This is a genomic window from Pseudomaricurvus sp. ABR4_320, assembly GCF_056159445.1.
Window position 1 is genome coordinate 183,835 of sequence record NZ_JBSWVF010000003.1, and the last position, 14,672, is coordinate 198,506.

Annotated in this window: 9 protein-coding genes; 5 read left to right on the forward strand and 4 right to left on the reverse strand. The window is 51.4% G+C overall.

What is annotated here, in order from left to right:
* Positions 1 to 122 precede the first annotated feature (122 nt).
* Entirely contained in the window at positions 123 to 1,547 is a 1,425-nt protein-coding gene (locus ACXAFR_RS07100; RefSeq protein ID WP_475174456.1) for an aminotransferase-like domain-containing protein, read from the reverse strand.
* A gap of 122 nt (positions 1,548 to 1,669) precedes the next feature.
* Here ACXAFR_RS07100 and ccoG point away from each other — a divergent pair, with 122 nt between their 5' ends.
* Complete coding sequence (gene ccoG, locus ACXAFR_RS07105) at positions 1,670 to 3,073, forward strand: cytochrome c oxidase accessory protein CcoG (protein ID WP_475174461.1); 1,404 nt, start codon at positions 1,670 to 1,672, stop codon at positions 3,071 to 3,073.
* 83 nt (positions 3,074 to 3,156) lie between these two features.
* Positions 3,157 to 4,065, forward strand: a complete 909-nt coding sequence (locus tag ACXAFR_RS07110; RefSeq protein WP_475174466.1) for a LysR family transcriptional regulator — start codon at positions 3,157 to 3,159, stop codon at positions 4,063 to 4,065.
* Here ACXAFR_RS07110 and ACXAFR_RS07115 read toward each other — a convergent pair.
* From ACXAFR_RS07115 to ACXAFR_RS07125, 3 genes are all read right to left on the reverse strand, one after another.
* Positions 4,005 to 4,796 (reverse strand): polysaccharide deacetylase family protein, encoded by a 792-nt coding sequence (locus ACXAFR_RS07115; RefSeq protein WP_475175834.1) that lies wholly within the window; start codon positions 4,794 to 4,796, stop codon positions 4,005 to 4,007. The genes ACXAFR_RS07110 and ACXAFR_RS07115 overlap by 61 nt on opposite strands.
* Complete coding sequence (locus ACXAFR_RS07120; protein ID WP_475174471.1) at positions 4,763 to 5,725, reverse strand: sialate O-acetylesterase; 963 nt, start codon at positions 5,723 to 5,725, stop codon at positions 4,763 to 4,765. Before ACXAFR_RS07120 ends, ACXAFR_RS07115 begins: the two co-directional genes overlap by 34 nt.
* A 70-nt stretch (positions 5,726 to 5,795) precedes the next feature.
* Positions 5,796 to 7,613, reverse strand: a complete 1,818-nt coding sequence (locus tag ACXAFR_RS07125; RefSeq protein ID WP_475174473.1) for a glycoside hydrolase family 2 protein — start codon at positions 7,611 to 7,613, stop codon at positions 5,796 to 5,798.
* Positions 7,614 to 7,795: 182 nt separating this feature from the next.
* Between ACXAFR_RS07125 and ACXAFR_RS07130 the strand changes: the two genes are divergently transcribed.
* From ACXAFR_RS07130 to ACXAFR_RS07140, 3 genes are all read left to right on the forward strand, one after another.
* A complete protein-coding gene (locus tag ACXAFR_RS07130; protein WP_475174480.1) occupies positions 7,796 to 9,379 on the forward strand; it encodes a rhamnogalacturonan acetylesterase in 1,584 nt (527 codons plus the stop codon).
* A gap of 21 nt (positions 9,380 to 9,400) precedes the next feature.
* The gene (locus tag ACXAFR_RS07135; protein WP_475174488.1) at positions 9,401 to 11,548 is read left to right on the forward strand and encodes a beta-galactosidase; all 2,148 of its coding nucleotides are present in this window, start codon (positions 9,401 to 9,403) and stop codon (positions 11,546 to 11,548) included.
* A gap of 445 nt (positions 11,549 to 11,993) precedes the next feature.
* A complete protein-coding gene (locus tag ACXAFR_RS07140; protein ID WP_475174490.1) occupies positions 11,994 to 14,606 on the forward strand; it encodes a TonB-dependent receptor in 2,613 nt (870 codons plus the stop codon).
* Positions 14,607 to 14,672: the final 66 nt, after the last annotated feature.

Sequence of the window (14,672 nt, forward strand, 5' to 3'; positions counted from 1 at the left end):
ATGTTTTATATCTGCGATATAAAAATAGTGAATATCAGAAGCAAGGAGCTAAGGGACCTCTGATTCACTGCCTGCGTTGCCATCGCTGCGTTAATCAGAGGCTTCCCAAGCGGTCGACGATGTTACCTCCCCGAGGAAAACATCTTGTGCAGACACCTCTCCAGTGTTTTCAACGCACCCAACCGCTCCCTGTTCCAGTCGTGAGCAAAGCTCAGTCGCAGGCAATTTCGATAGCGACCGGAGGCAGAAAATAAAGGCCCGGGCGTAATGATGACACCCTGCTGTAGTGCTCTGGGGTAAATCTCTAAGGTATCAATACTGTCATCCAGCTCCAGCCAGAGCGTCAGTCCCCCTTCGGGCAGACTCACTCTCAGATCACCCGACCAGCTTCCCAGAGCGGCCAGCAACTGATCCCTTTGTTCACGCAGCTGATAACGCCGTCGCTTAAGATGGGCTGCGTAGCCACCGTCCTGAATAAAATCGGCAGCACCCTGCTGTGTCGCCCGACTGGATGCCAGCTGGGTAACCAGCTTTAGGCGCTCGATCTGTGAGTGCCAACGACCTCCACTCATCCAGCCCAGACGCAAGTCCCGGGATAGGCTTTTTGACAGGGAACCACAGAGAATGACCCGTCCATCAGTATCCTCAGACAGGAGCGGATCTGGCGTTTGTCGGAAAGCGGTATCTGCGTAGATATCATCTTCGATTACGGCAAAGTCATAGCGCTGCGCCAGCGTCAACAGCCGCCTGCCCGCGTCGACCGGCAATAGCGCTCCGGCGGGCGCGCTGAAGGAAGGTGACAGCACGCAGGCCCGTATGGACCATTTTGCAACGGCAGCTTCCATGGCATCCAGATCCAAACCTGACTGAGGGGATGCGGGAATTTCCAACACGTTTAGCCCCAACTGTTCCAGCAGCTGTAGAGTGCCATAGAACCCCGGAGACTCCACCGCGACGGTATCACCGGTTTTACAACAAGCCATCAGCGCCAGAAAGAGCGCATGCTGGCAACCGGAAGTGATCAGCAATCGCTCCGGCATTAACTGACACCCCCGCTGATTCAGATGCTGAGTCAGCACCTCCCGCAACAAGGGCAGCCCAGCTGGGTCATCGTAATACAGGTGTTCATTGGCCTTCTGACGTCGCAGCGCACGGCTGATACTGCGATGTAATTGCTGAATACCCACCGGCAGCTCAGAGCCGCCCGGCGACGGCAGAATATCGAACGCAGCGCCACGGCGCATGATGTCCAGCAGCAGGTCACTGACTGTCGCTGGTTGCGGCTCACCAATAGCAAAATTCACTCGTCGTGGCGCCTGAGACTGCAGCAAACGCAGAACAAAGTAGCCACTTTTCGGGCGCGCCTCGATAAGCCCTCGAGCTTCCAGACGCTGCAATGCGTGCTGCACGGTCGCTTTCGACAAGCCGTGCTCTGTGCAGAGGCTTCTTATGGAGGGCAGCTTATGACCGACCGCAAAACGCCCCGCCTCTATGCCATCCAGCAGCTGCTGCTCAAGTTGTCGATAGCGAAAATCTTCGTCTGACATGCCTCTCCCTGCCGTCATAGGACAGCATCTGTACCTATCGATTTTACCTTTTTTATGCCTGCCCCGAATAGAGCCGATACCCTATTCTGGCGGGTAAAACCTGCCTACCGTGAGATTGCCCCATGAGCAGCCCAGAGAGAGCCGACACCATTCCACTGACAGATGTCACCCCAACTTATTATTCCGCCGCCCTGAAAGACCACGGAAAACTCTATACCCGTCTGGTTCAGGGACGCTTTCAGCGCCTGCGACGATGGGTCAGTCTGCCATTGATTCTGCTGTTTATGGTCGCCGTCTGGCTGCCCTGGGGGGACAGGCCAGCGCTGTTGTTTTCTCTGGCGGAACATCGCATTTTTATCTTTGGGCTGACACTCAGCTGGCAGGACCTGCCGCTGTTGGCCGCGGTATTGATTCTGGCCGCACTCCTGCTGTTCGTTGTGGCGGTGGTCTGGGGAAGAATCTGGTGTGGTTTTGCCTGTCCTCAGAGCATCTGGACCTGGCTGTTTATCCGGATTGAACATCTGCTGGAAGGTAACGATCGCCAGCGGCAACGCATGGATACTCTGGGCATGACATCGAACCAACGCCTGCGCCGCGTCAGCAAACATCTGCTTTGGGGCCTCGTTGCCCTGATCACAGCCATCACTTTCACCGGTTACTTTGTGCCCATTCGCGAACTGCTTCAGCAAGTACTGACACTGAATCTGTCTGCCGCCTGGGTCTGGGTACTGATTATGGCCTCTCTGACCTATTTAAATGCGGGCCTGATTCGGGACAACATCTGTAACTTTGCCTGCCCCTATTCCCGCTTCCAGAGTGCCATGTTCGATGAGAACACCCGAACCGTGTCCTATGATCTCCATAGAGGCGAGCCCCGAGGCCATCGCCACGAGAAAACCGCCGGTGATTGTGTCGACTGCACCCTGTGTGTTCAGGTGTGTCCGGTCGGCATCGATATCCGCGACGGATTACAACATGCCTGTATTGATTGCGGCGCCTGCATCGATGCCTGTGATCAGGTTATGGATCAACTCGCGCGCCCCAGAGGACTGATTCGCTTCGCGTCAGAGAACGAACTGTCGAAACAACCTTCGCCCAAATGGCGCCCCCGACTACTGGGCTATCTGACCGCCGTGACACTGACCACCAGCGCACTGGCATATGGCTATACCCAGCGCCCACAGTTGCTGTTGGAAGTGGAGCGGGAACGCGGCAGGCTCTATGTGCAACTGCCCGATGAATCTTTCTGTAATGACGTTCAAGTCAAACTGGAAAGCGTTGAAGCAGCAAGCGGTCCCGTTCACCTTAGCATCGAGGCAGATCCCAAACATAGACAGGTACCTTTGCCATTTACCCTGCGCGGAACAAATCCAATCAATTTAAACGAGCGGGAATCTAACGCTCAGAAAGTTCGTATTTGCACCACCGGCCCCATTCACCAATCGATCCCTATTACAGTTACCGCTCGCATGGGAGACGCAAGCGCGCAGAAATCGCTGAATTTTATCGTTGGTTTTCGGTCGTGAAACCAGGATTGAGGCGCCCAAGCTGAAAGCCCCCAGACTATGGCATACAATGAGGGTAGTTCCATCGACCATCAGACCGCCAAATGAGCATCAGAAACCGCGACCTCAACCTCCTGTATCTATTCGCCATACTTTACCGAGAACGAAATTTGAGTCGTGCGGCAAACTTGATGAATCTCAGCCAACCCGCACTCAGCCACAAGTTAAATAAGCTGCGTCATGATTTTAGCGATCCGCTGTTCGTGCGCACCGGGCGCGGGCTGATGCCAACACCAAAGGCCGATCAGCTCGCCAGTCAAATTGAGTTTCTAATCTCGGGACTGGAACGCTTTTATGCGGAAGTTGATGACACAGACTTTCAGGGGCGCACGGACCACATCCACATTTATACCACCGACATGGTGGAGTATTTACTCTTGCCCAAACTGCTCCGCCTGGCACATGAGCGAGCACCCGCCATAAGGATTGTTACCCACAATACCAGCGGAAAACTTCCCGCCACAGAACTGGCCAACGGCACCTGTGATATCGCCATCGCTGGTTTTTACCGAGATCTTCCTGGCGGGCTACACAGAGCAACCGCCACAACCTTGGAATTCACTGTTCTCTACAGCAAAGGGAATCCATACTGCCAGCAACCGATGACCTTGGATGTCTATTTGAAATGTCCTCATTTGGTCACCACATTGGATGGCGATCTTTTTGGCATCGTTGATCGCCGACTGGAGGCGCTGGGCAAAACACGCACGGTGGTCGCCGGAGCCTCCAGTTTTATCGCGCTTCCTCATCTCATGCAGCAGAGCCCCTGGTTGTTGACCTGCCTCAGCCCCATCAGCGACTATGCAATGACCTACTGCCCTGACCTGGATCGACAATCCCCCCCGCTGGAACTTGACCCAATACACATTGATCAAGTGTGGCATCCCCGCACTCACGGTGATCCTTTGTACGTCTGGCTGCGCCGTTCCATTCGTGACATTCTCGACGTCTGACAAGACGACCACGTAAAAGTAATAACATCGGGACCCGGCATTAAGTCAACGAGATAATCATCACCCACCATTTCGGTGTTTCGAACGTCTTCTCCCTGGACAACGCCCAAACACGTTTCCTCAATACGCGGCACAATGACCGTTAATTCTGATGACGGGTGATTAACGGCATGGTCATCTTGAAGGATCAGTCGCCATTTTTGACGCTGCCCCTCGTCGGCGACTTTCTGTAAAATGGCCTTGTCTCTTTGTTGTAAATAACGATCGAGGGTTCCAAAGGGTGCAATCCAAATGTGGTGTTTGAATTGATCTAACTCTGTTAGAAATTGACGAAAGGTTTCTACAGAAGGCAGAGGTGCAAAATGGGTTTCCAATCCATGAACCATTAATATTCCCCACTGCCCCATCGTTTGTTGAACACGAATCCAATCCTTCAGCCATTTGGCATCAGTTTCAGGGCCAGTGCCCGTCTCATAATAGCGAACACTTTGAAAATGCTTTTCGGCAATGGTCAGGCTTTGAGTATCCATCGCATTGTAGGGAAATGCGAAAGCAACCGGACTGTCCTGTAGATGATGTTGAAGCATACGCTTTGACGCGATCACATCATTTTCCAGATCGTGAGGAGCCAACTCAGTCAATTTTCTGTGCCGGTCAGAATGGCTAGCAATCTCATGGCCTCGTGATTGTAGCGACGCTAACTCTGGCCAACTGATCTGATCCCAGCCCAGCCGCCCCCGGTTTGATCATTCTTGATAGCGGCGGACTGAGTCTCAGGCGTCAGCCCTGGAATAACAAAAAAGGTTCCTTTGAATCCCAAGGAATCCAGCATTGGAGCAGCCACAGAAAATTGCTGTCGCAAACCGTCATCAAACGTTAGTGAAATGGCCGCACGACGATTATCAGGAAAGCGAGCGATGCTTGGCCAACGAGGATGCTGCAACTGAATCATTGCTTTCGCGTATCTCTCTCCCAACTGATGCGCCGCCGCAGAGAAAAAGTGCAGATCATCACCCATATGCCCCAGTCCTTCTGCACTGGCAATTGCTATTTCTGAATCCTGTTCAGCCACGTCATGCAGCCCTTTGCGAACCTGATCCACATAAGGATATTTCTCTGTACTGATAAAGAAACCAAGCTCGCCGAGGACGACAGGAAGCTGCTCGGCCCCCAAGTCTGTTCGTAACTGGCGGATCACCTCGGCAAGACGGAGAGGGTAGGTCTTCGCGTTTTCGAGATCGCGACTATCTGTCTCGCCTTGATGCCAAAGAATCCCTCTCAGAGTGCCATGGCTCATGGCATGTCGTGCCACCTTGACAGCATTTTGGTAAAGATCTCCCCCCGGCTGCCACCGATGCAACGGAGAGCCTCCCACGGCAAGAGGCACCAATCCAACCGTCGTTGATGGTTTTATCGTTTTCATCACTCGGGCAAACGCCATGCCGGGCCCCACACCCGGCAACATGGCATTCGTTTGCGGATGCAAGGGATCGCGAGCGATCTGCCATTGGTCATCAGCGGTAAAAACTAATATTTCGGGGTCATCGATTGCCGTATCGATGCCGCGAAGATCCCGCCCCGCCATGTTTGATTGGCCCATCAGCAAATAGATATCAACGGGATTGCTGGCAGCAGCACACTGCCCTATTACCAATAACAAAAGTACGGAGACAAACCTTACCCAGAATACGAGGCCGGAGCCTCGCTTGCAGACACCCTTTGAATAAACCCTAGTCAAGTTTGCCGCCCTGCTCACTTTCCTCATCGGCAATTTTGCCGTACCAGTCCTGCATCAAATACCAAACTTTCTTTTTAACGCCGCGCTCGGAGAGCAATCCTTTGCGGTTCCAATAGTCCTGAATATTTGCCAGTGGCCGACGAGCTGAAAGGAAGTCTTTGAGTACCCATGGTGAGACACCACTCAGCGCCTCCATGTTTTCCAGCATCATCAGGTTGTGTTGATAGACCAATAACTGGTTTTCTTCGGTAAATCTTTTTTCCTTGTCGCCATGCATGCCCTGCAATGCCCCAGCACCAAACTCACTCACGATTAAAGGCTTGTCGTGATGAGATTCCCAACGCCACTTACCACACTCTTCCGGCGCATCTTCGTACCAGCCACAGTAAGTGTTAATACCGATAACATCGACTTTTTCTGCAAAGGGATCATCGATCAAGCGCCCATACTCTGTTGTACTCTGAGTATTAATCGCGGCAGTCACCAAACGTGTCGGGTCTAGCTCATGCACGCGATCGACAAGACGGCTGAGAAAATGCGTGCGGGCCTCTTCCAGAGGCGTTTCATTTGCAATTGACCAAAGAATAATTGAGGCCCGGTTTTTATCCCGCGAGAGCATCTCGGTGTATTGAGCTTCTGCTTTCTTGTACACGGCCTCATTATCAAATTGAATATCCCAGTACACAGGAATTTCCGACCAGACAAGCAGCCCCATTTCGTCAGCGAGCCGCAACATGGTTTCATTGTGTGGGTAATGGGCTAAGCGTACATAGTTACTGTTTAGCTCCTTGGCCCAAGTCAACAGAGTGCGATCGTCGGTTTCGCTCCAAGCGCGACCAGCACCTCGCGGATTTTCTTCATGAATGGCGATACCTCTCAAGAAAATTGGCTTCCCGTTCAGAAGAATTTTCGTGCCCTTGACTTCGACATACCGAAACCCGATACGGTCGTGAATGACTTCATTATTGACCGCGAATTGGACATCGTAGAGTTTTGGGGAATCGGGAGACCAAAGTGTCGGCTCGGCGTCAATCGTCACTGAGCCTTTTCCATCGGCAGACACAATTATGGGTTCTGTCACCTCAAGCTCAGGAATTAACAGCTCGACGCGATCACCCGCATCGACGTTTCCAGCCATTGAAATTTCCGCACGAATTTTAGGCGCGTCCCCCGGTAGATATGTCAGTGTGTAATCGGATACGTAGACCGGATCCAATGCCACCAGGTGCACACTGCGCGTTATACCGCCATAATTCCACCAGTCGGTACTCATCGTCGGAATGTAATCCGGCTCACGACGGTTGTTAACTTTAACAACCAGCGAGTTCTCTCCGTTTCGAAGGTGACTTGTCACATCGAACTGAAAGGGGGTAAAACCGCCTTCATGCTCACCCATCAATTCACCGTTAAGATAAACTTTCGCGAGATAATTTACGGCACCGAAATAAAGCAAATAGGTCTTCTTGCGCTTTTTATCGACGTTAAAATCCCTTTGATACCAAACGCTGCCTTCATACCAAAAAAGGTCCTCTGCCTGAGTATTCCAGTCGCCAGGAACGTGCAACTTTCGGCTGCTATCGAAGTTGTATTCAACCAAGTCAGACGGCTCTTCTGGGGTGACATCGCGATTAAATTCGCGCTTATCTCCGACATCGATAGCGTCAACAATCACACTCCACTGCCCATCCAAGCTCTGAGACTGTCGGGCCTCGATATTCTGTAAGAGGTCTATTGATGGCTCCGTCTCGGCATACGCCAAAGCCCCGCTTGCGCACAACCACACCCCTAATAGCCAACATCGAACGCTCATTGTGATCCTCATTTATTGTTTTGAATTCACCGAGAGCCCAGCGACCCATCGCCAACACCGCTCTCAGTCACGACGCCATTGACACACTCACACCAATCATTTTTAATCACAAAAGATCAATAAAGATTATATAGAATCAATAGCACACAAAGACAATAACGATTCGAGGGAATGATTCCACCATGCCACGGGTAAATTTTCGTCACCCTAAGATCAACGCCGCTGTCGCGATAATCCTTCTATGGCCCTTTCTCAGTTTTGCTGGAACAGGCCCTACGCTGTTTATTGCCGGCGACTCCACCGCAGCACAATACACAGATGCCCCACAACAAGGTTGGGGAGCCCGCCTCCAGGATTATTTTGACGTCACGCAATTGCGGGTCGACAATCGTGCCCGCGGCGGCCGCAGCAGTCGTACGTTCATTACGGAAGGACACTGGCAAAAACTCATTAGCGACGTTCAACCTGGTGATCTTGTCTTAATACAGTTCGGCCACAATGACGCCAGTGCCATCAATGATGACAGTCGCGCCCGGGGAAGCTTAAAAGGTATCGGCGCCAACAGCCAAGTGATCGACAACCAACTGACGGGCGAGACAGAGGAAGTCTTCAGTTATGGCCACTACCTACGCCAAATGATCGATGACGTTCGGGCACTGAAAGCAACCCCAGTGGTCTTGTCGTTAACGGTAAGAAACATCTGGGACCAGGGCAGAATTGAGCGAGGTTCTTCAGATTACGGTTACTGGGCTTATCAAATCGCTCTGGAAAAAAATACGGAGTTCATTGATGTTACCCAACAGGTCGCCGATGAACTGGAACGACTAGGTCAAGAAAGTACCGCCAGCCTATACCCAAAAGATCACACTCACTTCAACGACGCGGGAGCAAAATTACATGCAGAAGCCGTCGTAGCCGGCTTGAAAGGTATGCGACCAGCGCTGGTCAACGAGTCGCTCAGCCAACAAGGCAAAGCCGTCCCTGCCAACGATTGGAGCTTTGTGCGCCTACCCTCTCGCAGCAACCAAGCAGAACGGGCCTTGTTTTTAGTTGGCGACTCAACTGTCCGCAATGGCACAGGCATTGGCGCCGATGGCCAGTGGGGCTGGGGTAGCTTTCTCGGCAACTATCTAGCGCTTCCAGAACAGGTCCAGGTCGTCAATCGCGCCATAGGCGGCTTCAGCAGCAGAACCTATGTCAGCCGCCAACAATGGCAACAAACTCTGAATCAAATGCATCCGGGCGACTTAGTCCTCCTGCAGTTCGGGCACAATGATGCGGCACCAATCAATGATAAAGAACGAGCGAGAGGCACATTTAAAGGTACCGGCAATCGACAAGAGGACATAATCAACCTGCTAACGGGAAAACCGGAAACCGTCCACACCTACGGCTGGTATCTTAGAGAAATGGTGGGCGACGCCCTTTCCAGAGGTGTGACCCCAATACTGGCCAGCCCAGTTCCCAGAAAACGCTGGAACGAGGCGCAAACAAGTATTCAACGCCCTACAGATAGCTATCCGCAATGGGCCGAAGACGTCGCCACGACAGCACACATCAGTTTTATCGATTTCCACGAAATTATCGCGCGTCAATACGACCGCCTTGGCCCCGCAAACGTGGAACAGATGTTTGCGGACGAACACACCCATACAAATAAAGACGGCGCTATTTTCAATGCGGAATTAATCGCCTCCGCACTGAATCAGTCGTGGGCTCAGATCGTCATTGAGCCTCACCCAGCCATTGTGCAATCCGCAAAATAATAACGCACCGCAGGAAGAACAATGAACGACAAAGATACACAAGATGACTCATCGCCAACGCTATCACGCCGAGAAGTAATCCGCTGGTCTACGCTTGCGATTGCTGGCTATGGTGCCACCGGGCATACGCGGACATTTGCACAGCCCAAGACTCTAACGCGACCCGCGCAGCGACTGTTGATGGGGGTTTGCTACTATCCAGAGCTGTGGCCGGAAACCGATATCGCTGGCGATATAGAGCGGATGCAGCAACTCGACATCAATGTTGTCAGAATGGGTGAATTTATCTGGTCTGTCGTAGAAGCGCGGCCAGGTCACTACGATTTCAGTCTACTGAAAAATGTCATGGATCGAATGCACCAAGCCGGCATCCAGGTAGTCATGTGCACTCCGACAGCAACACCGCCAATCTGGCTGATCGACGGTCACCCGGAACGCTGCCATCACAACCAAGCTGGCGAGGTTATGTCTCACGGTTCTCGACAGCACGCGAGCTATTTCCATCCGGCAGTTCGGTCTGCCTGTTTTGATGTTATTGAGCAACTGGCGGCTACTCTGGGTGAGCATCCCTCCCTTATCGGCTGGCAATTGGACAACGAACTTAAAGCCCATGTCGCGGAAGATTTTAGCCCTGCGGCGATATCAGCATGGCACCAATGGCTCGCAGACAAATTTAGCACAATAGAAGAACTCAATGACGCCTGGGGTACACGTATCTGGAGTCAAACCTATCAGGCGTTTGATCAAATTCCCGCCCCGGTCGCAACACCTTTCATGCACAGTCCGGCACTGACAACGGCCTATCGCTTATTCTGCCGGGAAGCCGCCGCCGACTTCTTGATTGCCCAAAGTGACATTTTAAAAAGGCACTCCCAAGCCCCCATCACCCACAATGACAATCCTGCGTTCAACCTACACCACGAACGTTCAATGACAGCACAGGATTTTGCTTCCTACGATGCCTACCCTAGCTCAGAACAATGGTCATCACTGGTGTTCAGGTCAGATTTATACCGAGCGGCAATTCCCGATGCCCAACACTGGGTGATGGAAACCAGCGTCGCCCATAACGGCTGGCTCGGCAAACACCACACACTTCATCCGGAGGGGTTTGTGCCTGCCGAAGCCGTACTGACCTATGGTTTGGGAGCAGACGCTTTCTGTTTCTGGCTGTGGAGACAACAGCGAACTGGCGTAGAGATCTCTCACAGCGCGGTGATCAGCGCCTGGAATGAGCCCACCCTCGGCTGGAAAGAACTGGAGACGCTCAATCTATACCGACAGAGCCTGCGTCCAGTACTATCCCAAAGCCAGCCCTCTCACGCGACCATTGCCGTGACCTATTCCGACCAGGCTCGCGCCATGCTGGAGAGCGAGCCGCCCGACGCCCGAGAAGGTTTTCCAAGCCGCTATCGTCAAATTATCGAGCATTGGCACCATCAAATTCTCAATGCTGGCTATCATCGGGATATCCGCTTTGAGGGCGCAGACATTCATGACTTAAAGCTGCTGTTTACACCCTGCCTGCCATATGTGTCTGAAGACTTTTTAAAACGTATCGATGCTTTTGTGCAAGGGGGAGGCATTTGGATCGCCGGTCCACTGACCGGTATGCGCGGTGCCGAACACAGCGTGCCTACGAATGCGGGTCTCGGGCTACTCGAAAACTACGCTGGCGTAAAAACTGACTTTATCGCCCCCCTGACAGACACAGGCGCCAAAGGGCAGGCACTAGACATGGAGGTAGAACTAAGCGGATGGACCGCAGCGCTCACCCCGCTGAAAGGCACCAGGACTGTTGGTACTATCAACTCGGGTCGCCTTCAGGGCTACGCCTTTATCACAGAAAAATCCGTCGGAAAAGGTAAGGTTGTTTTGCTGAGTTCATCTCCTCATGGCCCACAAGCCAACTCATTTCTACAGCAACTGATCCGACACTACGCCACCGACGCCAATATTCAATCGCTACCCAAGGCGACGGAAGGCGTTGTCGTGTGCCCCAGGACCTACTCCGATGGTAGAGAGCTTTACCTGGTCGTTAATATGGGTGATACCACGGGCAGTCTTTACCTTGATAAAACCGGTAGCGACAGTTTAACCGGCAAACGCTTGCCCGGTTCAGAAATTAAACTTGAGCCATATCAATGGCAGTGCATACAATTCAGCTGAAAATCTCTCACTCGTTTACTCGGTAAATCGTGAGATAATCAATCCAAACTCACCCGCCTGACCCTAACTAATAGACGGGTGAGTGTCGTTTTTGAGAGAGATTTTGTAAGGCAAAAGCAGGCAGAATAAGAGCGTTTATACGCGATAAACGACCGAGTTAAGTCTGTTTTGAACGCCATCAAAGCCAAACAGCTAACGATTATAACGCTGCTATGGGTATATATTGCGTCAGTTGTAACCTATACACTGTGTAGCAATAACGCGAGAAACACATTCATCAAACAGCAATATCAATCTATGATGTCGATCTTTGTGGACTTATAGAAAAACTCGATCGCTCCCGCTAGCTTCTTAAAAATATTGCAGATTGGTTAGCTAACGCAACAAGCAAAAGCGTCGGTATGAAAATAATTAAAAATAGCCTACACGGCACTGGTGGAAATTCATGAGAGAGTCGTTTCTATCTTACACCTTGCCCAAACAGTTGCGGAATAACACAATAAATCTCGTTCTGATTCTGGTGTTGATGCTAACCAGCAGTGCGTCACAACTCACGCATGCGGAAAATGCATCTTATAAGAATTCGAGAATTCATTTCGACATTCCAACCCAACGTGCGGACAAGGCGCTTATTCTGTTTGCTGAACAGGCCGGATTGACGTTGGTATTTCCATTTGAAACAGTGAGTAAACGTAAGGCAAATGCGGTAAAAGGCTTTCTAAAGCCTCAACCTGCTATTAACCAGCTTTTGCTCGACACAGGTCTAACCGGGATTTTCAGCAGTCAGAATACCCTAAGAATTGAAATGACTGAGACGAATCCTATGCAAAATAATAAAGGACTTTTGGCAACACTTGTCGGCGCATTGATCGGTGGCAGCGGAGCTCATACGGCCCATGCCCAAAACGAAAACTCGTCACCAATCGAAGAGATTATTGTCACCGCTCAAAAGCGTGAGCAGAATGTTCAGGACATTCCTGTCTCAGTGCAAGTCATTGGTGAAAACCAACTGGAAGCCAACTCGGTGACGGACTTCTCTGATTTGTCCAGAGTATCGCCATCGCTTTTGGTCAGACCTTCTGAAACCCCCGCCAACGCGAATATTTCGATACGCGGCGTGGGCACGCTGGCGTTCAGCCCCAGCGTAGAGCCCAGTGTTGCCGTCGTCCTGGATGATGTCGCCCTAGCCTTTCAGTCACGGGCGTTCACCGACCTGGCCGACATCGAAAGGATTGAAGTCCTACGAGGCCCACAGAGCACGCTGTATGGAAAATCCGCATCCGCTGGCTTAATCAATATCGTCACCAAAGGCCCCAGCGACACCTTTACAGCAGGCATTCGAACAACACTGACAAACGATGACGAGCAGCAAGTTGGACTGACAGCTTCAGGCCCGATGAGTGACACCCTCGGATTTCGCACCAGCATCAATTACGATGAATTTGATGGCAATGCGAGGAACGTCGCAACGAACGATAAAATCAATGGGAAACGCTACTTTTCAACACGAAACAAGCTGCGATGGAATCCCAATGACCAATGGCAAGTTGATGTCGGTATCGACTATGCAGACGGAAAAACCACCTCTGCAAGACCATTGATCGAACTCGACGAAGGTACAATTTTGCGAGGAAACCCCGAGTATACTGCAGATGTTTTTGCCCCAGGCATTACAGCAGACGATGAAAACACCTCGGTTGCCTACGATTTCGTTACCGGCAATACCTACGACGATTTCGCTCAGTCTATTAAAGTCACCTATGATTTTGACGACGGCCCCAGCCTGATATCAATTACTGCGCACGATCGCTACAACTCTCACGATGTCTTTGACAGCGACGACTCAGCCATTGCAGACTTTCACAATCGCCAGTATGGTAACTTTTCAACAGAACAGTACAGCCAGGAACTGCGGCTGATATCTCCGGGTTCCGACGCATTTCGCTACACCCTTGGCGCCTACTATAACGATGTCGATATTGATCGAGATTTTTATCGAGGGCCAGTGTTTGCCAATTCAAACTGGTCGGCATCTACAGGCAGTGAGCAAATCGCGGCATTTGGTCAATTGGAATACGACCTTTTCGAGAATACCACGCTCATTGCCGGAGCCAGATACAGCCGGGAAACCATCGATTATTCCTATATCAATTTACTGAGTGAGACAGATAACCGTTTTTCAGGTGACAGCGACGACCAATTTGGTACCTACAAGCTAGGCATTCAACAGCGAATCAATGAAAATGTTATGATTTTCGCCACCTATGCGACGGGCCATAAAGGTGAAGCCTATGATATTTCATCAGGCTTCGATCAGGCGCGTGCGGATGCTGGCCCGATTGATCCAGAGACGTCTGATGATTTGCAGTTGGGGTTTCGCTCAGAGCTGTTTGATCGCAAACTTACCTTTAACCTAACGCTCTTTGACTCAAACTTCGAAGATTTTCAGGCGCAGGGAATTGAAACCTTAGATGATGGAACTCAAAACTTTCGCCTAACTAACGTCGGGGAGTTGGAATCCCGAGGTGTCGAGTTGGAAACCTTGCTAAGGCCAACATACAACCTTTCTATCTCCACATCCCTAACCTACCTGGATGCGGAGATTACCCGTTTCGACGGCGCACCTTGCTACTATGGTCAGACAGAAGCCCAGGGTTGTGTTGGCTCGCCAACTCGTCAGGATCTCAGTGGTACCCGGCCTCAGCAAGCACCGCGCTGGAAGTTTAATACTAACTTTGATTACCGACACCCCCTTGGCTCATTGCCGCTGGAAGTCTTCGCCCGGGGAGCACTAAGTTACCAGAGCGAGGTCAATTATCAACTGGACCATAACCCAACAACCGAGCAAAGTGGCTATGCCATCGTCAATCTATCGCTTGGTCTAGCTGACATTGATGGTCAGTGGAACGTCACAGGCTTTGTAAACAACCTGTTTGATGAGCACTACCGATATCTACTTAATGATGCATCTTCTCGCTATGGTGGCACTGCGATTCAAGGCTATGTACCCAGAGACTTCAATCGCTACGCAGGCATTAAAGCGAGTTATAACTTTTAAGACTGGTGGAAAACGACTTTTGATTCGTTGTAGCTGATAAACGGCGGGATTGCCGGAATAATCAAG

Excerpts from the sequence above, each read along its gene's own strand:
- ACXAFR_RS07125 (WP_475174473.1), bottom strand. The coding sequence starts at position 7,613 with ATGAGCGTTCGATGTTGGCTATTAGGGGTGTGGTTGTGCGCAAGCGGG.
- ACXAFR_RS07135 (WP_475174488.1), top strand. The coding sequence starts at position 9,401 with ATGAACGACAAAGATACACAAGATGACTCATCGCCAACGCTATCACGC.
- ACXAFR_RS07140 (WP_475174490.1), top strand. The coding sequence starts at position 11,994 with ATGAGAGAGTCGTTTCTATCTTACACCTTGCCCAAACAGTTGCGGAAT.
- ACXAFR_RS07100 (WP_475174456.1), bottom strand. The coding sequence starts at position 1,547 with ATGTCAGACGAAGATTTTCGCTATCGACAACTTGAGCAGCAGCTGCTG.
- ACXAFR_RS07130 (WP_475174480.1), top strand. The coding sequence starts at position 7,796 with ATGCCACGGGTAAATTTTCGTCACCCTAAGATCAACGCCGCTGTCGCG.
- ccoG (WP_475174461.1), top strand. The coding sequence starts at position 1,670 with ATGAGCAGCCCAGAGAGAGCCGACACCATTCCACTGACAGATGTCACC.
- ACXAFR_RS07110 (WP_475174466.1), top strand. The coding sequence starts at position 3,157 with ATGAGCATCAGAAACCGCGACCTCAACCTCCTGTATCTATTCGCCATA.